Raw genomic sequence first — 22,323 nt, 5'->3', positions numbered from 1 at the left:
ACCTTAGAATATTAGCAATATTAATATTATCACAAAGAACGCCGTTTGAGTAGGAAGAAACCTGAGGAAAAGGGGTTGACAATGGCGAGAGGCAAAGTACACTTTACGTATAAACCGGCAATTCACTGGGGTCCTAGGAAGCATGAGGCACCTGATCAGCACGATCCGAGATCTGTTACTCCAATTGATGCCACGGTCGATTGTGCAATTTCTGGTCGGTTCGGTCGATTATGTATTTGTCGTGCATCCCCGTTATCTATCCGATGTTTGTCGGAAATATCCATTGCTTCGGTATGCTCCGGGCTGGTTTACCGCAGCCATTTCACGTCATCTTTGGCCGGTGCTGGGACCTTCCATTTCGGGGATAAAAACCCGGGATGGGCGGCCGATGAAGGGTCGCGTCGTTTTTTGTCCCTTGACGGCCGAGCTGATGTTCAAGAACCTCAACAAAGCCCGAAGGCGGATCGTTCAATCGGTCCGGCTGGGCGAAAAACTGGGACCTAAAGTGATCGGATTGGGTGCATTATCCGCATCCGTCATGCGCACAAAGTGGGAAGCTTTGGACGGAATCAAGGCCCTGATTACGAGTGGAAGCATCTACACTTCAGTCTTGCTCAGACAGGCGGCGGAGGCTTTGGCCCGGCGGGCGGGATTGGAATTGAAAGAGTGCACCGTGGCTGTTGTGGGAGCGGCGGGCCTGGTGGGGTCCCTGACAAGCAAGTTGTTGGCCGATAGGGTGGGAAAGCTGATCCTCGTGGATCGGCGGGTCAAGGTGCTCAATGAACTTGGAGAAGAGCTATCGAAACAGGTTAAAGCTCCGGTACTGCTTTCCAAAGGACTTTCTTTAACGCAGAAGGCCGATGTCATTGTAGCTGCAACCAATGCCATCTCGGCCGTATTGAGCCCTGCGGAGCTTCCCGCGGGGACTCTGATTATCGATGACAGTCGGCCGACCAGTACCCCTTTAAACCTTATGGAACAGCGGCCGGATATTGTCGTGGTGGAAGGCGGAGTTGGATATCTTTCCGATATGAAGTGTTCCTTTGATTTTGGGCTTCTTCACAAGAATGAAGTGTTTGGCTGTTTAGGAGAATCGATTCTGCTTTGCTGGGACAGCATGTACGAACATCGACATCTTGAAGGAAAGAATGACCTTGAACTGGCCCTGGAATTGGAAAAACTTGCCTTAGAGGTTGGTTTTGATCTGGCGGAGTTCCAGTGGCAGGGCCGTGCGATCCATTCCTCTCAATTCGATACCGTTCGGGCTGCGCGTACTCAAGATCCACATCCGGTCGTATAGTAAATCCGACAGAACAATTACCCCGATTTGTCCAGGCGCTCACATTGTCCGTTATCTTCGGACATTCGAACCCGTGCCCTGTTTCGGGAGAAATATCTTGACAATAGATTGGCCAATGGTTACAATAAATTCAGACGACTTCGCTTTCAATTCGTGTCCAGAAGGGCAATAAAATAAAAAGATTATCGGCGGGAAGTTTCCCGCCGTTTATGTAGCGAAATCAAGATCCTGTCGTACCGACCGGGTGACTCGAGGGTGCGAATTGCTGGGGGGAAAAGGGTGAGGAGGACCGATGTTCGAACGATTTACAGATAAGGGAAGAAAGATCATCATCTTAGCGCGGGAAGAAGCCGAGCGTCATCAGAATGATTATCTGGGTACGGAGCATCTGGCCCTAGCCATTTTACGAGAGACGGACGGCATCGCGCTTGCGATATTAAAGAAGATGGGGCTTTCCCCCGAACAGGTCCGCCTGGAAATCGAACGCAATCTTCCCAGCGGGGGCAGCACCATGACGTTCGGGGAAATTCCCTTTACCCCCCGTGTAAAAAAAGTCATCGAGTTTGCCGTTGAAGAGGCCCGCTTGCTGGGCCATAATCACATCGGGAGCGAACACCTCCTTCTAGGGCTCCTCCGGGAGGAAGAAGGCATCGGAGGGAAAATCCTACGAAGCTTGGGCGCCAATCTGCTTACCGCGCGTCAACTCACGGTTAATTTCCTCCGCAAGTCCGTACCCCGCGAGCGCGAGAAGAAAAGCAATACGCCTGCCTTGGAAGAATTCGGCAGAGATCTGACCCAATTGGCCAGTGAAGGAGCGTTGGATCCCGTGATCGGCCGGGCGGATGAAATTGAACGCGTTTTGCAGATCCTGTGTCGGCGGACGAAAAACAATCCGGCCCTGATCGGGGAATCCGGGGTGGGCAAGACCGCTATCGTCGAAGGTCTGGCCCAGCGTATTGTATCGACCGAAGTCCCGGACAATCTCCTGAATCGACGCGTCATTGCCCTGGACTTGGGTTCTTTGGTGGCGGGGACCAAGTACCGGGGACAATTTGAAGAGCGGCTTAAAGTGGTCATGAAGGAAATCGTCCAAGCCGGGAATATCATCATTTTTATCGACGAACTTCACACCTTGGTCGGGGCTGGCGCGGCCGAAGGTTCCATTGACGCGTCCAACATGCTCAAGCCGGCGCTCGCGCGGGGTGAGATTCAATGCATCGGAGCCACGACGCTGGATGAATACCGAAAGCACATCGAGAAAGATGGCGCCCTAAAGCGGCGATTCCAGCCGATCTTTGTTCAACCGCCGAGTGCGGATGAGACAATTCGGATCATCAAAGGACTCCGGGATCGCTATGAAGAGCACCACGGCGTTGAGATTACGGAAGAAGCGATCGTAGAGGCCGTGCGCCTCGCGGACCGTTACATTACGGACCGCTTCATGCCGGATAAAGCCATCGATGTGATCGACGAAACCGGTTCGCGGGCCAAAATGAAGAGTTATTCGCTGCCCGAGGAGCTTAAATCATTGGAGCAGGAATTAAAACGGGTCACACGCGATAAGGAATTGGCCGTTACGCTTCAAAATTTTGAAGAGGCTGTCAAGCTTCGCGAGGAAGAGGAGCGGCACAAACGGTTACTGGAAGAAGCCAAGCGGGAATGGAAGAAAAGTCAGGAAAAAAACCGGCCCGTGATCTCGAAGGAGGATGTGGGATATGTCGTATCCAAGATGACCGGAATTCCTTTGTATAAACTTGAGGAAGCGGAATCCCAGAAACTTCTTCACATGGAAGAGGAACTTCACAAAAGGATCGTGGGACAGGAAGAGGCGATTGCGGCCGTCTGTCGAGCCATCCGGCGTTCCCGAGCCGGTTTGAAGGAGGCCAAACGACCGATCGGGTCGTTCATCTTTCTGGGCCCGACCGGCGTGGGTAAAACCGAGCTGGCCAAGGCGCTGGCGGAGTTCTTGTTTGATGATGAGAACGCCCTGATCCGTATCGACATGTCGGAATACATGGAGAAGTTCACGGGTTCGCGACTTGTGGGGGCCCCGCCGGGTTATGTCGGATACGAAGAGGGCGGCCAATTGACTGAAACGGTTCGTCGTCGGCCTTATTCGGTCGTTTTGTTCGACGAGATTGAGAAGGCTCACCCGGAAATCTTTCATATGCTTCTTCAGGTTCTGGAAGACGGTTGCTTGACCGATAGCCTCGGCCGCAAGGTCGACTTCAAAAATTCCGTGCTGATCATGACCTCGAACCTTGGCACCAAGCTAATCCATAAAGGGGCCACGCTGGGTTTTCAGAAAGATGCGGATGAGGAAAAACGGGTCCGTATGAAAGATGACGTGCTCACCGAGTTGAAGAAGGGCTTCAATCCGGAGTTTCTCAATCGAATCGATGAAGTGGTGGTCTTCCATCCCCTCGAGATGCAGCACCTGATTAAAATTGTCGATATCCTGATCGAGGAGGTCAATCAGCGTCTTGCGGATCGCGGTATCCAATTGGATGTGACACCCGAGGTCAAAGCTTGGCTGACCAAAGAAGGTTATGAGCCGGCTTATGGAGCGCGACCGATGCGGCGTGTGATCCAGAAGAACATCGGGGATCCTTTGTCCGAGGAATTGTTGAAGGGGCGCTTTAAAGATGCCAAGCGGATTAAGGTGATCCTCAAGGACAATTTACTTGCCTTTGTTGAAGACGAGGTTATGGCGGAGGTCTGATCGGCTGGGTCAACACGCAAATAGCGGAATGAGGTGCTCCCCGGGCGAAGATGCTTGATAAGCATCTAGCACGAGACTCCGAAGAAAGTGAGGCGGGATGAGAACCCGGGGCCAAGGCTTGAAGGACCGAGAAGCATTAGATTTTCTTCCACATTCACGCTCCCCCCAAAATTCTATCTTGTTCAAAACGGTATCCAGTTTCCTTTGATCGGGTCCACCCAACGGCCATTCATATGGATCCGATTCATTTGCAGGCCGTGAATCACCTTGAAATGCATAATCATCGACTGCAAACCACTCAAGGGGTCAGAAAAACATGTGAATCTTCCGCCGTAGCTTTTTCATTTACCCAGGCCATACGGATGTGGATTCCGCCCGCGCTTTGGATGCGATTTGTCCAACGCATCCACAAGGAGGCCGCTTGCTTCTGTTAGGTATCGAAACATCGTGTGATGAAACGGCCGCCGCTGTCGTTAAGGATGGACGGGAGGTTTTGTCCAATGTTTTGTATTCACAGGAGCCGGTTCATCAACGATACGGGGGGGTGGTTCCGGAATTGGCCTGCCGTCAACATACCGCCGTGATCTCGGACGTGGTCTGTGCCGCCTTGGACAAGGCCCGTGTCGGACTTCGGGATCTCTCCGGTGTCGCGGTGACCCAAGGCCCCGGATTGATGGGCGCGTTGCTGGTGGGTGTTTCGTTCGCAAAGGCCCTCGCCTATCGTCACCGGCTGCGGCTGATCGGGGTGAATCATCTTGAAGGCCATATTGCGGCCGTCCATTTGGAAAACCGGACCGTTGATCTTCCCGCCGTGGCCCTCGTGGTTTCCGGCGGACATACCAATATTTACTTTGTTCCGGCCCGAGGTCCTTTTGAATTAGTGGGGTGGACCATCGACGATGCCGCGGGCGAAGCCTTTGATAAGGGAGCCAAGATGTTGGGCTTGCCCTACCCGGGGGGACCGGCGATCGATCGGGTATCCAGGGCGGGAAATTCCATGCGGATCAACTTTCCAAGGCCTTACCTTAATAACGATTCATTGAATATGAGCTTCAGCGGTTTGAAAACGTCTCTGCGTTATTATCTGGAACGATCGGGTTTCCCGGATGGGTCGGACCTGAGCATCCCGGACGTTGCGGGCGCTTTTCAACAGGCGATCGTGGATGTCCTGGTCGAAAAAACGGTTTCGGCGGCGGAGCGATACGGAGTCCGATCCGTGTGTGTGACGGGTGGAGTGGCCGCCAACACTCTTCTCCGTCGACGGTTAACCGAAGCCTGTGAGGATAGCGGACGATCGCTTTACATACCAAATCCGACCTATTGTACGGATAACGGCGCGATGATCGCGGCGGCCGGACATTTTAATCGGGAACGGGATTTCCCGTTGTTAACGTTGAGTCCTCAGGCGGCGCCTCCTCTGGACGGGTCGTGGTTTATTGGTAGTTGACGTTGACCTGGGGCGCGAAAGTAAACGTATGAGTGTAAAGGCCGAAAAAATTATAATCCAGCTCCCAGGCGGTCGAGATGGACATGTCTGTTGAGGATCGATGGATATCGATATCCCGGTCCGACAATTCGATGCCTAACTCATGCGCCTTGGCGATAATGGATCCGCGGATTTCGTCGTCCGACACCAATTGGCCCGTGCGGGCTTTCTCGTCCAGGAAATTTTTCATGTCGTAGGCGTCCATCCAATATGGGATCAGCTGAAATCCGAGGTAAACCCCTCCCACGAGCAGGGTCAGAAACAGGAGGAGACCGACGCGGAGTTTTCCGGGAGAATGGGCGTTGAAAATCTCCATAAAAATACATTATCATGCTTTTCCGCGTGATTTGCAATACGGCATTGTGTATTCATCGAGGCGGTCAATTTCCTTGACAAATTGCCGCATGATCCCTATAATTTGAAAGTTTTAATATGATTTAAATGCAGATTCATCGGTCCGAAATCCCGCAAGAGGGGCTTGATCTTGACTACGAAGCGGATCCCGCGACCCTCGACCTGAAAAGTCCCGGCGCCGAGTTTGAGGGTTCCATTCGGGTTCGGGCCCGGCTGGTCCCGACGGATCATTCCGTGTATGTTTCGGGAGAAGCCCAAGCCCATGCGAAGTTGCAGTGCGTTCGCTGCTTGGAGGCCCTTTTCTATCCGGTCCATTCCTCGTTCGAAATGACCGTGGTGCCGATGGAAGTGAAGCCCGACCGGTTGGCTGGGGAATGGCACGAGCTCGATGAAAAGGATCTGGATGAGTACGTCTATTCGGGCGACATCATCGATCTGACCGATGTGGTCAGAGAGCAAGTCTTGTTGTCCCTGCCGACCTATCCGTTGTGTCGGCCCAACTGTCGAGGACTTTGCCCTCAATGCGGCGCGGACTTGAACCGAACGTCCTGTGGTTGTGTGGAGGAGGATGTCCGTCGCCCGATGACCCGTTTCCAGGAGAAATTGAAGAAAATCATCAAAAAATAACGTGAGGTTGATTCCCTATGGCACATCCAAAGCACAAGATATCCAAATCCCGAAGAGATAAACGACGGACCCATAAAAAATTACGGGCCCCGAGCCTGGCTCCCTGTCCTCAATGTCACGAACCCAAGCGGCCTCATTATGTCTGCCTGAATTGCGGGACCTATAAAGGCCAGACGATCATTGCGATCAAAGAATCCTAGTCGTAGCCAGATAGCGGAGAAAAGCCGGATACCCAAGGGGCTCGAACAGTGAAGACGATTACCATGAAATTGGCCGTCGACGGAATGGGCGGGGACGATGCGCCCGGACCCATTGTTGAAGGGGCGGTCTTGGCCGCCCGGGAATTGGGGGTCGGTATTATCCTGGTTGGGGATTCCGCCGTTCTCGGGAAGGAATTAGACCGTCATTCCCCTTCGGGTCTGGACATTTCGATCGTACACGCGGCTCAAAAAGTGGAGATGGATGAGGCTCCGTCCGTCGTGATCCGCCGAAAACGGGAGTCATCGATCTGGGTGGCGACCGAGCTGGTCCGCAAAGGCGATGCCGTGGCCGTGATCAGTGCAGGAAACAGCGGTGCCACGATGGCCACGGCGCTATACATCCTGGGCCCGCTCCAGGGTGTGGAGCGGCCCGCGATTGCCACCATCATGCCGACCTTATTGGGTTACTCGATCCTGCTCGACGTCGGCGCCAATGTCGATTGTAAACCCCTCAATCTTTTTCAATTCGCGATCATGGGAAATGAGTACGCCGAATGGGTGCTGCAAAAGTCGAATCCCAAAATCGGCTTGATCAGCATCGGCGAGGAGGATACAAAGGGCAATGAAATGACCAAAGAGGCGTTTAAAATTCTGAAGGCGAGCCCCATGAATTTCATCGGAAACGTCGAGGGACGCGATGTCTATTCGGGGACGGCCGATGTGATCGTCTGCGACGGTTTCATCGGAAACGTCGCCCTGAAAATCAGCGAGGGTCTGGCGGATGTCTTGGGGAAGCTTTTAAAGCGTGAAATTGCGGCCACGTTCGGGGGAAAGTTCGGTTATTTCTTCCTCCGATCCGCCTTTCAGCGTTTCCGTCGACGGCTGGATTATGCCGAGTACGGCGGGGCGCCGCTTTTGGGGGTGAATGGAATCTCGATCATCTGTCACGGACGATCGTCGGCCAAGGCCATCAAGAATGCCGTCCGCGTGGCCAAGACCCAGGCCGAAGGCCGGGTGAATGAACGGATTCAGAAAGACATCGAAGAGAGCATGACCCTTTACAGCAAAGTACACGAAGAATACCTCCAATCGCTCAGACGAGACTGAATGAAAACTCGAATCATCGGTACCGGCGCCTATCTTCCCGAACGGGTCATGACGAACCGGGACCTGGAACGGATGGTGGAAACGACCGAAAACTGGATCGTGGAGCGAACGGGCATCCGGGAGCGGCGGATCGCCGACCCGGGCGAGGCGGCGTCGGACCTGGCGGTCCCCGCGGCCCGTCGGGCCCTGGAGATGGCCCGCCTGAATGAAAGAGATCTGGACCTGATTCTGGTGGCGACCATCACGCCGGACATGTTTTTCCCATCGACGGCCTGCCTGGTTCAAGACCGGCTGGGGGCGCCTCAGGCGGCGGCCTTTGATCTTTCCGCCGCCTGTTCCGGGTTTCTGTACGCCCTTTCCATTGCCGACCAGTACATCCGAAACGGCGTTTATAAAAACGTGCTGATCATCGGGACCGAGGTAATGTCCCGGATCGTCGACTGGACGGATCGAAATACCTGCGTCCTGTTTGGGGACGGCGCGGGGGCGGCCGTCCTGCAGCGAACGAAAAGCGAGCATGGGGTCCTGTCAACCCATCTCCGTTCCGACGGCCGGCTGTGGGATCTCATTCAGGTGCCGGGTGGAGGGTCGCGCATCCCTCCCTCTCCTTCGATGCTGGCCGAAAGGAAGCCGTATATTAAAATGAAAGGGAATGAAACATTTAAAGTGGCGGTCCGGACCTTGGAGGAAGCGGTGTACGAAACCCTCAAGTCGGCTCATGTTCAACCCTCTGACATCTCCCTGATGATTCCCCATCAGGCCAACTTTCGGATCATTCAAGCGGTGGCTCAGCGGCTGGGATTGGCCATGGATAAAGTGGTTCTCAATGTGGACCGGTACGGGAATACGTCGGCCGCGTCGATCCCTATCGCCCTGGACGAGGCGGTTCGCCAAGGGCGCGTCAAAGACGGAGATCTGCTGCTGTTCGAGGCCTTTGGCGCCGGTTTAACCTGGGCCTCGGCCCTTGTCCGGTGGTAGGCGATCCGGTCCGGGCGGCCAAGGTTCCGCCACGGCGAAGGCATCCCGGCGGAGGCACCCCCCTCATTCCCGTTCATCCGCTCGTTTTCGTGCGATAAAACGATATTTTTTTGTTGACTTCGAGATCCGATTTAAGCAATATCTGAATACTTTGACGATGACGGTTGCATTTTTGTTCCCAGGCCAGGGGTCTCAATATGTCGGAATGGGCGCAAAGTTATACGCGGCATCCGATGCGGCCCGACAGGTTTACCGCGAGGCGCAGCAGGCGCTGGGTTTTGATATCGCAAAGCTATGTCATGAGGGCCCGGCCGACCGGCTGGATCTGACCGAGCATACGCAGCCGGCGATTCTCACGACCAGCCTCGCGGCCCTGAGATGGGCGGAGGAAAAAGGGCTTTCGGCCTCCATGCTGGCCGGGCACAGCCTGGGCGAGTATACCGCGCTGGTCGCCTCCGGCGGATTGGCCTTCTCCGATGCCGTAACGCTTGTCCGGAACCGAGGGCGGTACATGCAGGAGGCCGTTCCGGCCGGGATCGGGGCGATGGCGGCCGTCCTCGGTCTGGACCGAAGGACGGTGGAGGAAATCTGCCGTTCGGCTTCTGGCCAGGGCATCGTTTCGGCGGCCAATATCAATTCTCCCGTTCAGATCGTCATCGGGGGGGAACGTCCCGCGGTCGAGGCGGCGATGGCGCTGGCCAGAGAGAGGGGAGCGAAGCGGATCATGCCGTTGGCGGTCAGCGTTCCTTCCCATTGTTCCTTAATGAAACCGGCGGCGGAACGCCTGAGCCGGGATTTAAACGGCGTGAAGCTCCTCCGGCTGAGGATACCGGTCGTGACGAATGTGGACGCCGTGCCGATCACCTCCGGTGATTTGGCGAAGGAGGCGCTGGTTCGGCAATTGGCCTCCCCCGTTCTCTGGGTCGATACCATTCAACGCATGGTTCAAGAGGGAATCACCACGTTTGTCGAGATCGGACCGGGGACGGTTTTGTCCGGTTTGGTCAAGCGGATCGCCAAAGAGGCGAGAACGTATCACATTGAGGACCCGGAAAGTTTGGAGGAGACCCTCGGTGCACTGGCCGCTTAATCCAGGGGTCACTCATTGGAGCGAAAGGGTAACATGACTTTAAAGGAACGCGTGGCCATTGTCACGGGAGGCGCCCGAGGCATCGGAAAAGCGATTTCACAGAGCCTGATTCAAGACGGCGCCCATTTGGTCATCTCCGACGTCAATCTGGGGGAGGCGAAGCAGACGGCCGATGAGCTGGCCACCTCCGGTCGCCGATGCCTGGCGGTGGGGGCCGATGTGACCGACGGCAAGGGTGTGGCCGGGATGGTCGATCGGGCGATCCGGGAGTTCGGTCGGATCGATATCCTGATCAACAACGCCGGCATCACCCGTGACGGCCTTCTTCTTCGGATGAAAGAGGAAGACTGGGATCTGGTCTTGAACGTAAATTTAAAGGGGGCCTTTCACTGCACGAAATCGGTGTTGCCCCTGATGAGCAAGCAGCGAAGAGGGAGGATCGTCAACATCGCGTCGATCGTGGGGGTGATGGGCAATGCGGGGCAGGCCAACTACGCCGCATCGAAGGCCGCGTTGATCGGATTTACAAAGTCCGTGGCGCGCGAATACGCCGGCCGGGGAATCACCGCCAATGCAGTGGCGCCCGGCTTCATCGACACGGCGATGACCCAGAACCTGTCGTCCGAGGTTCGGGAGGGTTTGATGAAACAGATTCCCCTGGGCCGCCTTGGGACGCCCCAGGACATCGCCCATGCGGTTCGATTTCTGGTATCGGAGGAGGCCGGATATATAACGGGACACGTCCTGCATGTCAACGGCGGGATGTTGATGGTATGAACCGATGGCGAATTCATCGTCAATTTGATTGGTGCAGTAAATCGGATAAACCCAAGAGGGGAGGTGTACAAGCCAATGGCAGCCGTGGATGAAAAGGTGAAGAAGATCATTGTGGAGCAACTCGGAGTGGACGAAGAGGATGTGACGCCGGATGCCTCCTTTGTCGATGATCTGGGCGCAGATTCTCTCGATACGGTCGAATTGGTCATGGCCTTTGAGGAGGAGTTCGGCATCGAGATTCCGGATGAAGATGCCGAAAAGATCCTCACGGTGCAAAACGTCATGGATTACATCAAAGAACGGGTTTAACGAAGATCCGCCGGAGGCCGGTCTTTGAGGGATGGATCGATGTCAATCGTGTCGGGCATTTTGAGGAAGGGGGTGGGGTTCTGAGTCGCCGCGTGGTCGTCACCGGCTTGGGAGTCGTATCCCCGTTGGGAATCGGGGTGGATCCGACGTGGAGGGCCTTATGCGATGGCGTCAGCGGCGTGGGTCCCATTTCGCGTTTTGATGCGGCCCAGATGCCGGTGCGGATCGCGGCCGAGGTCAAGGGGTTCGATCCGGCGAATTATATCGATAAGAAAGAGATCAAGAAGATGGATACCTTCATCCACTACGCCCTCGCCGCCGGCCAGATGGCGATGGACGATTCCGGGTTGAAGGTCACCTCTGAGAATGCGGAACGGATCGGGGTCTATGTCGGGTCCGGCATCGGCGGCCTGAATGCCATTGAAGAATGGCATCGCATTCTGATGGAAAAGGGACCGAAGCGGGTGACCCCGTTCTTCATTCCGATGACCATCATCAATCTGGCCTCCGGGCAGATAGCGATCCGGTATGGGCTCCAGGGCCCGAACTCCTCCGCGGTGACGGCCTGCGCAACCGGAAACAACTGCATCGGGGATGCCTTTCGGATCATCCAGCGGGGCGAGGCGGATGTCATGATCGCCGGCGGAACCGAGGCCGCCATTACGCCGCTGGGCGTGGCCGGGTTTGCGGCCTCGCGCGCCCTCTCCACGCGCAACGAGGATCCCGTTCATGCCAGTCGGCCGTTTGACCTGGAGCGGGACGGTTTCGTGTTGGGCGAAGGGGCCGGACTCTTGCTGCTGGAAGAACGGGAGTCGGCACGCCGGCGGGGAGCCCGGATCTATGCGGAGGTGGTCGGTTATGCCATGACGGCCGACGCCTACCACATCACGGCGCCTCCGGACAGCGGGATCGGGGCCGCCCGCTGCATGTCCCTGGCTCTCAAGGACGCGGGACTGCAGCCGGCCCAGATCGGCTATATCAATGCCCATGCCACCTCCACCTTTGCGGACAAGATCGAGACGCGGGCGATCAAGACCGTGTTCGGGGACCACGCCAAACGGATTCCGGTCAGCTCCACCAAGTCCATGACCGGTCATCTCCTGGGCGCGGCCGGCGGCGTCGAGGCCGTCTTCACGATCCTGGCGCTGGTCAAAGGCATCCTTCCGCCGACCATCAATTACGAACATCCGGATCCGGATTGCGATCTGGACTGCATTCCCAATACCGCCCGGCGCGCGTCATTAAACGCGGCCTTGAGCAACTCCTTCGGGTTTGGAGGCACGAACGCCTGCCTGGTCTTTCAAAAGCATGATGAACATTAAAACAGCGCCATGTCGCTTGAACCCCTCGACACGTTCCAGAAAATCTTAGGTTACTCTTTCCGCAAACCGGATCATCTTCGCGCGGCCCTCACCCATAAATCGTATCTGAATGAGCTGCGGGCGTCAGAAAAAGAGGGCGCGACCCAGGATAATGAACGCCTGGAGTTTTTAGGCGACGCGGTGCTGGATTTGGCCATCAGCGAGCGGCTGATCTCGCTGTATCCCTTGTCGACCGAAGGGGATCTTTCCAAAATGAAGGCCCGGCTCGTGAGCGAGGTCACGCTGGCGCGGGTTGCAGGGGGTCTCGGTGTCGGCGAATTCCTGCTGCTCGGACGCGGGGAGGAACGGACCCGCGGTCGGGAAAAACCTTCCATCCTGGCGGACGCGCTCGAAGCCGTGATCGCGGCCGTCTATCTGGACGGCGGTTTTGAAACCGCCCGGGCCGTTCTCATTCAAATATTCGAGGAGGAGTTTCGTCGTCTCGACCAGGGTCGGGAAGATATCGATTACAAGACGGAGCTCCAGGAATGCTGCCAGAGGGAATTTGATGTCCTGCCTACCTACCGGGTTCTGCGCGAATCCGGTCCGGATCACCAGAAACTTTTCGAAGTCAAGCTCATGATCAAGGAAGAGGTCTTCGGCATCGGCCGGGGGCGGAGCAAGAAAGAAGCCGAGCAGCAGGCGGCCAAGCAGGCGCTCGAGAAATTGACCCGGCGGCCGCTTTAGTGTAAATGCGAAATCTCTTTCTATTTTTTCTGATCACTCTTTTAACCGGCAGTCCGGTGTTCGCCCTCCTGGTGATACTGGCCGTCTATCTCGCCCTGGACTACCAATTCATCGGTATATCCCGGCGCTTGCTTGGGCGGTTCCGGCGAGCCGGCATGGTCCGGGCGCTCAACCGGGAGCTTTCGGTCAATCCTCACGATGCGACGGCCCGCCGCGACCTCGGAAGGATTCTGATCGAGGCCCGCCGTTTCGGCGAGGCGGTTCCCCATCTCGAAAAGGCGATGGATCGGATGCCCGACTCGGACGAAACGGTCTGCGACCTCGGACTGGCCTATCTCTGGACCGGCAAAGTTACGGAGGGAGAAAACTTGATCCGGAAAGCCATGGAACGGAGTCCGAAGCTCCGGTACGGCGAGCCCTATCTCCGGTGGGGCGAATTCCTGCTCCACCGGGGACGGGCGGACGAGGCCGCCCAGCGGCTCGAGCAGTTCCGATCCATCTTCTCTTCCAGCGTCGAGGGTCATTACCTTCTTGGGATGGCCTATCAGCGGGCCGGCGACCGGACGAAGGCGGTCTTGGCCTATCGGACCGCCTTGGAGATGTTCAAGCGCTCACCGCGATATAAGCGAAGGGAGGAGCGGCTCTGGGCGTGGAAAACGAGGGCTCGTCTCTGGACCGTGTGATGGACGACTTGGACGGTCCAGAAGGATCTTTTTCACTGATGCCGCATGCCACAAGCATGCCAGGAGATGTGCGCCGGGACGAATCTGGATGTTTAAGTTTATGGGCACCGATGGTGTCGGTTAGACGGCCGAATACGCCGGTATACTAAGTATATTAATCGTACTAAATGCAGCCCCTCATATGGGATGCCGGGGACACAATCCCCCACCGGTGGGGCCCGATCCGCTTCCGGCTTGATAAAAAAAGAAAAAAAGCTTGACACGTCATCAGGCTCGTGGTATAGTGCCGCCGATTTTGCTATCGGGGACGATCGGACTTCGGCATGAGGGAGGTTCCGGATCGCGGTCGTTTTACGGCCGCCGCGGCCGTAAACGCCTTAGTCGGATGGGACGGACTTGAAAGGAGGTGAAGGGCCTGATCGCAAAATACAGCAGGTCTTAGGGTTGTTTACTTGACCGCATTGGAATAGAGCCGCACCAATCGTTTGATATCGTAACTCGGTATACACACCCTATCAAGGAGGAACAGAGCATGAAGAAGCTTGCTGCAGTGATTTTCACCCTTCTTTTCGCTTCCACCGCCTCGGCCCAGGTGATCACGAATCCCTCGACCAATGCCCGTATGGACGGTCTGGGCGTGGCGAACTGGCAGATCGAGGACGATTTCAATATCTGGATCAATCCCGCACAGGTCACCAATTACAAAAACAACATCTACGGGGAGCTGGGAACCGAGTCGACATCGTCGCCGTGTAGTGTGAGTATTCCTTTAGGGGTAGGCGGATGCGGTGCGATTTCCGGGACCGGTTTCAATGACAGTATGAATTCGGGCAGTCAGTGGGGCGGTATGAATATGGACGTCTCCTACGGATCGTGGGGCGTTTATATTGGAAGACCTACCAACGGCTCAATTAATGGAGCATCCCCTCTGGGACTTAGCAGTTTTAACTTGAGCGGCCCTCTGGGGATGATGAATCAGCAGGCAGCTTTTGGTCCTTCGGGTACTGGGTCCCCATTGGGCAATAACCGGGTTGATCTCTTCTACGGACTGCACAGCGCAACGCCGATAGGTTTATATCTGAGCTATGCCGATCAATATCAGAAGAATACCGTGGGTGGTGTCACAAGCAAGGACGAGTCCACGGAGTGGAATCTAGGAGCCGGCGGGATCTTTGGCGGTGGGATGCTGGATGGCACAGTGGATATTACCGTACCCTCATCCAAGTGCAGTAATGCCGCCCCGTCCTGCGGCAACACGTATAAAAGCGATGCGGGGCCCAGCTTTGCGATTTTGGTCCGGCATCATGCAAACATGGGCAACAGCAAGCTCTTGACCACGGCCCAAATTCTATCGATTGATGCCTCGACCAAGGACTCGTCCGGGACGGGGGTCAAGGTTGACGACACGACCCTCGGCTGGAGGCTCGATACGGCCTTGAACTCCAAGCCGAATCCGGACACCCTGGTTGTGGCCGGTATCGGCCTTGCGGGTGCAAACCGTGAAGCAAAAGTAAATCAAGGTGGAGGCAAAGTCACGTTAGACAACCTTGCGATCCCGGTGAATATTGCAGTTGAACATCAAACCTTTAAAGTCGTAAAGACACGTATTGGATTGTCTAAACCTCTTTACAATAGTTCGAATTGTAAAGATAGTACACCCACCGGGGGGGGCTGCCCCATTTTTGTCGGGGGTCTGGACAAGTCGAATACTGTTTCAGACGGGGCTGCGACGTTCAGTTTGGGACTCGGGTGGGCGGTTATGGATAACCTGATGATCGATGCCGTGATCAACCAGGATGTTATCTTCAGCGGCACCTACGCGATTTCGGGTGTTCCGGAGACACTGTCCTCGAAACTTTCGGCCACGTATCGCTTTAAATAAGGCCGGGAGTCCTGTTTCACAAAAGCCCCTCCGGTGACGGAGGGGCTTTTTTTCTGCCGTAGGGGCGTAGCATGCTACGCCCCTACATACTGGACGGGCCCCGGTTACAATTGACATTTGGGTCATGGACACCTATCATACACCTCATGGCGGTTGATAAAGAAAACCTTAAAAAAGGAATCCTCCTCGTCCTCGCCCTAGTCGCGATGGGGATCGCCATGCCCTTCATGATGGGCAATCAGGAGACGAATTATTTTATGGTCGAGCTCCCCAACGGGAAACAGATACTGGCCCAGGTGGCCGACAGTCCCGAGAAACAGGTGGTCGGGTTATTTTTTACCAGGGAGCTTTCGCCCGACCAGGCGATGCTTTATATTTACGACGACGAAGATTCACACCCCATCTGGACGAAAAACAGTCATTTCCCCATCGACATTCTCTGGCTCGATCGCGATCGAAAGATACTGCATATTGAGGAGGCGGCCCCGCCCTGCGCGGACGATCCCTGTCCGACCTACGGGCCGAAGGAACCCGAGGCCCTGTATGTGATGCAGGCCGCGGCCGGCTTTGCCAGGATGAACCAACTTCAACCCGGTATGAGCATGATCTTCCGGCTGGTGCGTCGGGGATGATGGATGGCAGAGGCGATCCATGTGATCGCCTACACGGGGGCGAATACGAGATTCGCCCCTACGGTTTTCCGGCGGCTGGGCGTTCCCTGGCGAGAAATATCGAAACGGTGTTGCTGACGTTGTTGGCGATCGCCAGGCCGTTTGGGCTTTCCTTGTTGAACTTTCCGGTGACGACGGCGAACGGACCGTCCCCGGAAGGGTACATTGAGGGCGGATAGGCAAACGTTCCATCCCCCTTTCCGAAGGAAATCGAAAATTTACCGGTGAGATCATTCGTGGTGAGGAGGTCCTGTTTGCCGTCGTGGTCGTAGTCTCCCGTGAGCACGGCGGTCGGGCCGCCCTCCGATCCGAACTCCATCCCATCCTGAAACGTGCCGTCGCTGCGGCCGAGAAAAACGGCCATCGTGCTCTGGGAGCTGTAGATCACCACCAGGTCGGTGATGCCGTCCCCGTTATAATCCCCCGTACTGACGATGAGAGGCCGGAGACGTGTTTTGTAGAATTGCGACCTTTCAAAACTGCCGTTTCCCCGGCCCAGAAAGACCGCGATTCCCGGTTGCATTTCGCCGTTGTCGGCGATCAATAAATCCGGATGACCGTCGTGGTTGAGGTCGATCGGTTCCAGGGAGGTGGGCGTGTCGCCGGGATCGAAGCTGTCGCCGGCCGTGAAGCGTCCATGGCCTTCGCCGTTAAAAATCAGGACGCGGTCCAGCAGCAGGGAAACGGCCAGATCGGGCTTTCCGTCCTGATTGAAATCGGCCGCCGCGATGGCCGTCGGGGTCTTGTGGAATTCTTCACGCTGTGTCACGTGGAAGTTCCCGCTTCCTTCTCCCGCGAGAATCATCAAGGACGCGTCGGAGTTGTGGATCACCGCGACGTCCGGATAGGGATCGGCGTCGAAACGGCCGACCACGATCGATTTGGGCTGGACACCGACCTTGACGATTTTCTGATCCTGAAAGGTGCCGTCGCCGCTGCCGAGCAGGATGGAAAGATCGTTGCTGCCGAAGTTGGCCGTGATCAAGTCCAGATTTCCGTCATTGTTGAGGTCGGCCTCGGCGATCGCCGTGGGATTGGTGCCGACCGGGTAACTCGTCGGTCCGCTGAATAATTTGGGCGGCGGAGGGGCCGGGGTTCGGGGATGGCATCCGGTCATGATGACAATCAGGAGAAAGACCAGGACTGGAAAGGGCTTCGGCATGGGTCTTCCTTGAGAAGGTTCAGCCCATTGTAGCCGAACTGGCCCAAATCCGCAATGCTATTTATAGGGGCTCGGGTCGCGACAATCCGATGTTGGGGCCCGTGCGGGCTTCGCTCCTCCGATGCCCCCACACCCCGCGCTCGGACGTGCAAAGCCCGATCCTCGCTTTCACCGGCTCTCGCTTGCCTTTTTCGCTGGGTTGAATCCCTTGTTCTGTCGCCCTTCCTGTGTTAGCATAGGCCCATGAAACGGACCGCCTTGATCTATCATCCCGATTACCTTTTGCACGACACCGGCCCCCAGCATCCGGAATCCTCCCTCCGCCTGAAAGCGATTATCGGTCGGCTGGAGGAAACCGGATTGATTAAAAAGCTGACGGTTTGCTCTCCGAATCCGCCCCGGACGGGTCTGTCCGAGTGGATCGCCCGTGTTCATAAGCCCGGTTACCAGGAACGACTCCAACGCCTAGGGCCGGACAAGGGCCTCGCCCGAATCGATGCGGATACGGTGATGTCTCCCCATTCCTACGACGCGGCGCTCCTGGCCGTGGAGGGAACGCTTTCGGCGGCGGACGGGATTATGTCCGGAAGGTTTACAAACGCGTTTTGCGCCGTTCGGCCGCCGGGCCATCACGCCGAGTCCAATCGTTCGATGGGGTTCTGTCTTATTAATAATATCGCGGTCGCGGCCCGCTACCTCCAAGTATGCCATCATGTATCCCGTGTGATGATCGTCGACTGGGATGTCCATCACGGTAACGGGACGCAGCATATTTTTGAGGAAGACCCGACCGTCTTCTATTTCAGTGTTCATCAGTTTCCCCTCTACCCCGGAACGGGGCGGGCGGACGAACACGGCCGCGGCGCGGGTGAAGGCTATACGTTGAACTGTCCGCTGTCGCCGGGTCAGGGGGATGAGGAATACCTTTCGGTCTTCGAGAAATCGCTCCGTCCCGCCGTCGAGGCCTTTCGTCCGGATTTCATACTGGTCTCCGCCGGTTTTGATGCCCATCGGGCCGATCCGCTGGCCAACATGCGCGTTACGGAAGAGGGTTTCGGGGAGATGACCCGCAAGGTGATGGAATGGGCCGGCCTTTATTGCGGGGGAAAGGTCCTGTCCTGCCTTGAAGGGGGATACAATCTGGATGCGCTGGCCCGATCGGTGGAACGCCATCTAGAAGTCTATTTATCGTCGGAAAGGGAACCGTGATGCCGGGCTTCAAAAAACATATCTTCGTCTGCATCAATGAGCGGACGCCGGACGATCCGCGGGGAAGTTGTTCGGCGAAGAACTCCAAACAGATCCAGGAGCACCTTTCCTCCGAGGTTAAGCGGCGGGGTCTGAAAGGAACGGTTCGGGCCAACAAGGCCGGTTGCCTGGACCATTGCGCATACGGCCCGTCGGTTGTGATCTATCCGGAAGGTGTCTGGTATACGGTTCGGACCCTCGAGGATGCCGATGAGATTATGGATCGTCATATCGTCAAGGGTGAAATTGTAGAGCGTCTTTTGATGCCCGATAATAATAAAAAATAGGTGAGGTTTTAGAACCGTCCCTGCCGCCTTTCGGTTTCCACAACCAACAGGGGAAGATCCCAGGAGAAGGTCCAATGTCCGCCATCGAGGAGAAATGGGCCGCCAATGAAGAAAAGGCGGCCTACATTAAGAAGTTCCCCGGGTTATTCTTAAACTGGTCCGAAGCCTTGGGCAAGAAGATCAACAAAGTTGTCCCCCTGAACGATGGAATAGGCGCCGTTTTGTTGATGGAGGACGGGACCTTTACTGTTGTATCAAAGATCGACCCCACCATTCATCAGATTTATGAGGGTATTCAGTCCTTGCGTCCGGAATTGGAGCCGCGTCTTTCCGGGGCCTATCGGACGCTTGATGAAAAAGTATTACGAGACAAAAGAATGACAAGCAAGGCCCGTCTGGAAAAAATCCTGGGAGCGATACGAAATAACATGTCCGAAATACCTGAATTAAAGGAAGAAATAGAAAAGTTGATCCGGAGCCTTCCCCACTGACATTTCAGACCGAAAACGGCGGTGGAAAATTGGCTATTAATCTATATAAAATAATATGTTATATTTATTCCCCCGCCGCTTTATACGGAATTATGGTTTATTTCTTATTGATTTCGCTTTAGTTTCTCCGTATAATACCGTATAAACATCCCTTAAATCATTAGAAAGGATACGCTGTGGCCAAGGAGCTTACGAAGGCCGAAGAGTTTTTCCTTAGGAAATTCAATCTGAATACGATCCAGCTGGAACAGACCATTGGAAAGGCGCTGGGAAAACAGATTGATTACGCGGATCTTTATTTTGAGTACCGTACGAACGAATCGGTCAGCCTTGAAGAAGGCATGGTTAAAAAGGCCGCCAAATCAATCGGCCAGGGCGTCGGGGTTCGGGCCGTGGCCGATGAAAAAACCGGTTATGCCTACTCGGATGAGATTACATTAAAAAATCTGGAGTCGGCCGCGCAAACGGCGCGATACATCACGACGGATCGATCCATCGGAAAGCCCGTGCCGGTCCATGGCGATGTCGCCCGACCGGATCTCTATCCGGTTCGGACGCCCGTTTCGGACATTTCAGTTCAAGAAAAAATCGACCTCCTGCACCAGATCGACAGCGTGGCGCGCCGCTACGATCCGAGGATCAAAAAGGTGATGGCTTCCTTCGCCAGCGAGCACAAAGCCGTACTTGTCGTCAACTCCGAGGGCCGGATTGTGGGCGATATCCAGCCGCTTTCCCGTCTTAACGTGACCTGCATCGCGGAAGAAAACGGAAACCGGCAGGTTGGCAGTCACGGAGGGGGCGGTCGGGTCGAGTACTCGTTTTTCCTGGAGAACCGCCTTTTTGAAACGTACGCCAAGGAAGCCGCCCGTCAGGCCATCCTGAATCTTTCGGCCGTCGAGGCCCCGGCGGGCATGATGGACGTGGTCTTGGGGCCGGGCTGGCCGGGAATTCTTCTGCATGAGGCGATCGGCCACGGTTTGGAAGGGGATTTCAACCGAAAACGGACATCGGCCTTTACCGACCTGATCGGAAAACAGGTGGCCTCCGAGCTTTGCACGATTGTCGATGACGGAACCATCCCGGGACGGCGCGGGTCCTTGAACATCGACGATGAGGGAACGCCCACTCATCGGACCGTCTTGATCGAAAAGGGCATATTGAGGGGCTACCTTCAGGATCGCTTGAACGCGAAGCTGATGGGGATGACGCCCACCGGGAACGGCCGCCGGGAAAGTTTCATGCATATTCCCATGCCGCGCATGACAAACACGTTCATGCTGGCGGGGGAGTCCCGTCCTGACGAGATCATCCGCTCGGTCAAGAACGGCCTTTACGCCGTGTCCTTCGGCGGGGGGCAGGTGGATATCACGAGCGGCAAGTTCGTCTTTTCGGCCAGCGAGGCCTACCGGATCGAGGACGGGAAGGTGACCGCCCCGGTGAAAGGCGCCACGCTGATCGGAAACGGTCCGGATGTTTTAAAGCGCGTGACCATGGTCGGCAACGATCTTCAATTGGACGCCGGCGTCGGCACCTGCGGCAAGGACGGCCAGTCGGTGCCGGTGGGCGTCGGACTGCCGACCCTGAGGATCAACGGCATGACCGTCGGCGGCACGGCGGGATAGGCGGGAAAGCACGGGAATGATTCCATACGAGGATCTTGTCACTTCCGTATTGAAAAAGGCCCGGACCAAAGGGGCCACGGCGGGCGATGTCGTGATCGTGGAGGGCGACAGCTTCGACGTTCAGGTCCGGCTCAAATCGATCGACAAGCTGAGCAACGCCCATGAAAAGCGGTTGGGGTTGAGGCTTTTTTTCGGGAACCGGAGCGCGGTCTGTTCGACCTCCGATTTTTCGGTCGAGTCCGTCGACCGACTGGTGGAGGATACCTGTTATCTGGCCCGATGCACGGCCGAGGACCCGCATGCCGGTCTTCCCGAGCCGACCGCACTGGTCTTGCCGGATCTGGACCTCTACGACGACACGCTGCCGGCGTGGAAGATGGAGGACAAAATCGATCTGGCCGTGCAGGCGGAAGCGGCCGCATTGGGATACGACCGCCGGATCGCCAATTCCGAAGGGGCGGGACTTTCGCATGCCGCCCGCCGCGTGGTGTACGCCAACACGAACGATGTGATCGGCAGTTATCCGGTCAGCCATGTCTCGTTTTCGGTGTCGCCGGTCGCGACGGAGAACGGCTTGATGCAGCGGGATTACTGGTACTCGGCCAAGCGGAAGGTCAAGGAGCTGGCCTCTCCCGAGTCGGTCGGCCGCACGGCCGCCCAGCGTGCGCTCCGCAGACTCGGGGCGCGGAAGATCGCGACCGGGGAGGTACCGGTGATCTTCGATCCCGAAACTGCGGCCGAGTTGATCGGAAGCCTCAGCGCCTGCGTGTCGGGGTACGCCGTCTATAAAGGCGCATCGTTCCTGGCCGGGAATCTGGGCCGGCCGATGGCCGCTCCGTCCGTCACCGTCCTGGACAACGGTCTGATTCCCTCGGCGCTGGGCTCCCGGCCGTTCGACGGAGAGGGCCTGCCGACGCGGAAGACGACCGTGATCAAGAAAGGGGTCCTGGAAAGTTATCTGCTGGACAGCTACTCCGCCCGGAAATTGGGGCTGAGCTCCACCGGCAACGCGGCCCGGAGCGTCGGAGACGTCCCGTCCGTATCGCACACGAATTTCTACCTGGTCCCGGGGACGCACAGCCCGGAGGAGATCCTGCGCTCCGTAAAGCGGGGTCTGTATGTCGTGGAGACGATCGGGTTCGGAGTCAATCACGTCACCGGAGATTATTCGCGGGGGGCGATGGGACTTTGGATCGAAAACGGCGAGTTGACCTATCCGGTGGAGGAAATCACGATCGCGGGGAATCTCAAGGAAATTTTTATGGATATCGAAATGATC

The 22,323-nt window shown here is 56.4% G+C and carries 22 protein-coding genes; 20 read left to right on the top strand and 2 right to left on the bottom strand.

The genetic code is table 11. The annotated features are described in order from the left end of the window. Positions 1-142 precede the first annotated feature (142 nt). From VMN77_07025 to tsaD, 3 genes are all read left to right on the top strand, one after another. The gene (locus VMN77_07025) at positions 143-1,300 is read left to right on the top strand and encodes a hypothetical protein (GenBank protein ID HTN43535.1); all 1,158 of its coding nucleotides are present in this window, start codon (positions 143-145) and stop codon (positions 1,298-1,300) included. Positions 1,301-1,592: 292 nt separating this feature from the next. Next, the gene (locus tag VMN77_07020) at positions 1,593-4,022 is read left to right on the top strand and encodes an ATP-dependent Clp protease ATP-binding subunit (protein ID HTN43534.1); all 2,430 of its coding nucleotides are present in this window, start codon (positions 1,593-1,595) and stop codon (positions 4,020-4,022) included. A gap of 421 nt (positions 4,023-4,443) precedes the next feature. Then, positions 4,444-5,469 (top strand): tRNA (adenosine(37)-N6)-threonylcarbamoyltransferase complex transferase subunit TsaD, encoded by a 1,026-nt coding sequence (gene tsaD / locus VMN77_07015; protein HTN43533.1) that lies wholly within the window; start codon positions 4,444-4,446, stop codon positions 5,467-5,469. On the opposite strand, the gene VMN77_07010 is transcribed toward tsaD, so the two are convergent. Beyond that, positions 5,456-5,824 (bottom strand): hypothetical protein, encoded by a 369-nt coding sequence (locus VMN77_07010; protein HTN43532.1) that lies wholly within the window; start codon positions 5,822-5,824, stop codon positions 5,456-5,458. The genes tsaD and VMN77_07010 overlap by 14 nt on opposite strands. Before the next feature lie 125 nt (positions 5,825-5,949). Here VMN77_07010 and VMN77_07005 point away from each other — a divergent pair, with 125 nt between their 5' ends. The 12 genes from VMN77_07005 to VMN77_06950 all read left to right on the top strand — a co-directional run bounded on the left by VMN77_07005 (position 5,950) and on the right by VMN77_06950 (position 16,195). Beyond that, positions 5,950-6,489: a DUF177 domain-containing protein gene (locus VMN77_07005; protein HTN43531.1), complete on the top strand. Its 540-nt coding sequence runs from the start codon at positions 5,950-5,952 to the stop codon at positions 6,487-6,489. A gap of 17 nt (positions 6,490-6,506) precedes the next feature. Continuing rightward, complete coding sequence (gene rpmF / locus VMN77_07000) at positions 6,507-6,689, top strand: 50S ribosomal protein L32 (protein ID HTN43530.1); 183 nt, start codon at positions 6,507-6,509, stop codon at positions 6,687-6,689. Positions 6,690-6,752: 63 nt separating this feature from the next. After that, on the top strand, positions 6,753-7,796 hold the full coding sequence (gene plsX, locus VMN77_06995) for a phosphate acyltransferase PlsX (GenBank protein ID HTN43529.1): 1,044 nt from the start codon (positions 6,753-6,755) through the stop codon (positions 7,794-7,796). Further along, positions 7,797-8,774 (top strand): beta-ketoacyl-ACP synthase III, encoded by a 978-nt coding sequence (locus VMN77_06990; protein HTN43528.1) that lies wholly within the window; start codon positions 7,797-7,799, stop codon positions 8,772-8,774. Between the two features lie 157 nt (positions 8,775-8,931). Then, positions 8,932-9,864: an ACP S-malonyltransferase gene (gene fabD / locus VMN77_06985; protein ID HTN43527.1), complete on the top strand. Its 933-nt coding sequence runs from the start codon at positions 8,932-8,934 to the stop codon at positions 9,862-9,864. Positions 9,865-9,897: 33 nt separating this feature from the next. Continuing rightward, complete coding sequence (gene fabG, locus VMN77_06980; GenBank protein ID HTN43526.1) at positions 9,898-10,641, top strand: 3-oxoacyl-[acyl-carrier-protein] reductase; 744 nt, start codon at positions 9,898-9,900, stop codon at positions 10,639-10,641. A gap of 75 nt (positions 10,642-10,716) precedes the next feature. Continuing rightward, positions 10,717-10,950 carry an acyl carrier protein gene (gene acpP, locus VMN77_06975; protein ID HTN43525.1) on the top strand — a complete coding sequence of 78 codons (234 nt, stop codon included), beginning with the start codon at positions 10,717-10,719 and terminating at the stop codon, positions 10,948-10,950. 92 nt (positions 10,951-11,042) lie between these two features. Beyond that, positions 11,043-12,272: a beta-ketoacyl-ACP synthase II gene (gene fabF / locus VMN77_06970; protein ID HTN43524.1), complete on the top strand. Its 1,230-nt coding sequence runs from the start codon at positions 11,043-11,045 to the stop codon at positions 12,270-12,272. Positions 12,273-12,281: 9 nt separating this feature from the next. Next, positions 12,282-12,998 (top strand): ribonuclease III, encoded by a 717-nt coding sequence (gene rnc / locus VMN77_06965; protein HTN43523.1) that lies wholly within the window; start codon positions 12,282-12,284, stop codon positions 12,996-12,998. A gap of 5 nt (positions 12,999-13,003) precedes the next feature. Beyond that, positions 13,004-13,681, top strand: a complete 678-nt coding sequence (locus VMN77_06960) for a tetratricopeptide repeat protein (protein ID HTN43522.1) — start codon at positions 13,004-13,006, stop codon at positions 13,679-13,681. Between the two features lie 532 nt (positions 13,682-14,213). Beyond that, complete coding sequence (locus tag VMN77_06955; GenBank protein ID HTN43521.1) at positions 14,214-15,563, top strand: hypothetical protein; 1,350 nt, start codon at positions 14,214-14,216, stop codon at positions 15,561-15,563. Between the two features lie 146 nt (positions 15,564-15,709). Then, positions 15,710-16,195 (top strand): DUF192 domain-containing protein, encoded by a 486-nt coding sequence (locus tag VMN77_06950; protein HTN43520.1) that lies wholly within the window; start codon positions 15,710-15,712, stop codon positions 16,193-16,195. 58 nt (positions 16,196-16,253) lie between these two features. On the opposite strand, the gene VMN77_06945 is transcribed toward VMN77_06950, so the two are convergent. Continuing rightward, the gene (locus VMN77_06945; GenBank protein HTN43519.1) at positions 16,254-17,396 is read right to left on the bottom strand and encodes a VCBS repeat-containing protein; all 1,143 of its coding nucleotides are present in this window, start codon (positions 17,394-17,396) and stop codon (positions 16,254-16,256) included. Between the two features lie 243 nt (positions 17,397-17,639). Here VMN77_06945 and VMN77_06940 point away from each other — a divergent pair, with 243 nt between their 5' ends. The 5 genes from VMN77_06940 to VMN77_06920 form a co-directional block, all read left to right on the top strand. Continuing rightward, positions 17,640-18,605 (top strand): histone deacetylase, encoded by a 966-nt coding sequence (locus VMN77_06940; GenBank protein HTN43518.1) that lies wholly within the window; start codon positions 17,640-17,642, stop codon positions 18,603-18,605. Next, positions 18,605-18,931, top strand: coding sequence for a (2Fe-2S) ferredoxin domain-containing protein (locus VMN77_06935; GenBank protein HTN43517.1), 327 nt, complete (start codon positions 18,605-18,607; stop codon positions 18,929-18,931). Before VMN77_06940 ends, VMN77_06935 begins: the two co-directional genes overlap by 1 nt. 74 nt (positions 18,932-19,005) lie before the next feature. Beyond that, positions 19,006-19,422 carry a hypothetical protein gene (locus VMN77_06930; protein HTN43516.1) on the top strand — a complete coding sequence of 139 codons (417 nt, stop codon included), beginning with the start codon at positions 19,006-19,008 and terminating at the stop codon, positions 19,420-19,422. Between the two features lie 176 nt (positions 19,423-19,598). Beyond that, on the top strand, positions 19,599-21,044 hold the full coding sequence (tldD, locus tag VMN77_06925) for a metalloprotease TldD (GenBank protein HTN43515.1): 1,446 nt from the start codon (positions 19,599-19,601) through the stop codon (positions 21,042-21,044). A 16-nt stretch (positions 21,045-21,060) separates the two neighbouring features. After that, positions 21,061-22,323: TldD/PmbA family protein (locus tag VMN77_06920; GenBank protein HTN43514.1), on the top strand; the 1,263-nt coding region annotated here is incomplete at its 3' end.

The sequence above is a fragment of the Nitrospiria bacterium genome, assembly GCA_035498035.1.
GTDB lineage: Bacteria > Nitrospirota > Nitrospiria > JACQBZ01 > JACQBZ01 > JACQBZ01.
The sequence above is the reverse complement of the archived record's forward strand: the minus strand, read 5'-3'. Positions and strand labels throughout refer to the sequence as shown.

Bases quoted from the DNA above. Each gene is read 5' to 3' on its own strand.
- rnc (HTN43523.1), top strand. From the start codon at position 12,282: ATGTCGCTTGAACCCCTCGACACGTTCCAGAAAATCTTAGGTTACTCT.
- VMN77_06940 (HTN43518.1), top strand. From the start codon at position 17,640: ATGAAACGGACCGCCTTGATCTATCATCCCGATTACCTTTTGCACGAC.
- VMN77_07020 (HTN43534.1), top strand. From the start codon at position 1,593: ATGTTCGAACGATTTACAGATAAGGGAAGAAAGATCATCATCTTAGCG.
- VMN77_07010 (HTN43532.1), bottom strand. From the start codon at position 5,824: ATGGAGATTTTCAACGCCCATTCTCCCGGAAAACTCCGCGTCGGTCTC.
- fabD (HTN43527.1), top strand. From the start codon at position 8,932: ATGACGGTTGCATTTTTGTTCCCAGGCCAGGGGTCTCAATATGTCGGA.
- acpP (HTN43525.1), top strand. From the start codon at position 10,717: ATGGCAGCCGTGGATGAAAAGGTGAAGAAGATCATTGTGGAGCAACTC.
- VMN77_06935 (HTN43517.1), top strand. From the start codon at position 18,605: ATGCCGGGCTTCAAAAAACATATCTTCGTCTGCATCAATGAGCGGACG.
- VMN77_07005 (HTN43531.1), top strand. From the start codon at position 5,950: ATGCAGATTCATCGGTCCGAAATCCCGCAAGAGGGGCTTGATCTTGAC.
- VMN77_06945 (HTN43519.1), bottom strand. From the start codon at position 17,396: ATGCCGAAGCCCTTTCCAGTCCTGGTCTTTCTCCTGATTGTCATCATG.
- VMN77_06990 (HTN43528.1), top strand. From the start codon at position 7,797: ATGAAAACTCGAATCATCGGTACCGGCGCCTATCTTCCCGAACGGGTC.
- VMN77_06950 (HTN43520.1), top strand. From the start codon at position 15,710: ATGGCGGTTGATAAAGAAAACCTTAAAAAAGGAATCCTCCTCGTCCTC.
- plsX (HTN43529.1), top strand. From the start codon at position 6,753: ATGAAATTGGCCGTCGACGGAATGGGCGGGGACGATGCGCCCGGACCC.
- VMN77_06930 (HTN43516.1), top strand. From the start codon at position 19,006: ATGTCCGCCATCGAGGAGAAATGGGCCGCCAATGAAGAAAAGGCGGCC.
- rpmF (HTN43530.1), top strand. From the start codon at position 6,507: ATGGCACATCCAAAGCACAAGATATCCAAATCCCGAAGAGATAAACGA.
- VMN77_06960 (HTN43522.1), top strand. From the start codon at position 13,004: ATGCGAAATCTCTTTCTATTTTTTCTGATCACTCTTTTAACCGGCAGT.
- VMN77_07025 (HTN43535.1), top strand. From the start codon at position 143: ATGAGGCACCTGATCAGCACGATCCGAGATCTGTTACTCCAATTGATG.
- fabG (HTN43526.1), top strand. From the start codon at position 9,898: ATGACTTTAAAGGAACGCGTGGCCATTGTCACGGGAGGCGCCCGAGGC.
- VMN77_06955 (HTN43521.1), top strand. From the start codon at position 14,214: ATGAAGAAGCTTGCTGCAGTGATTTTCACCCTTCTTTTCGCTTCCACC.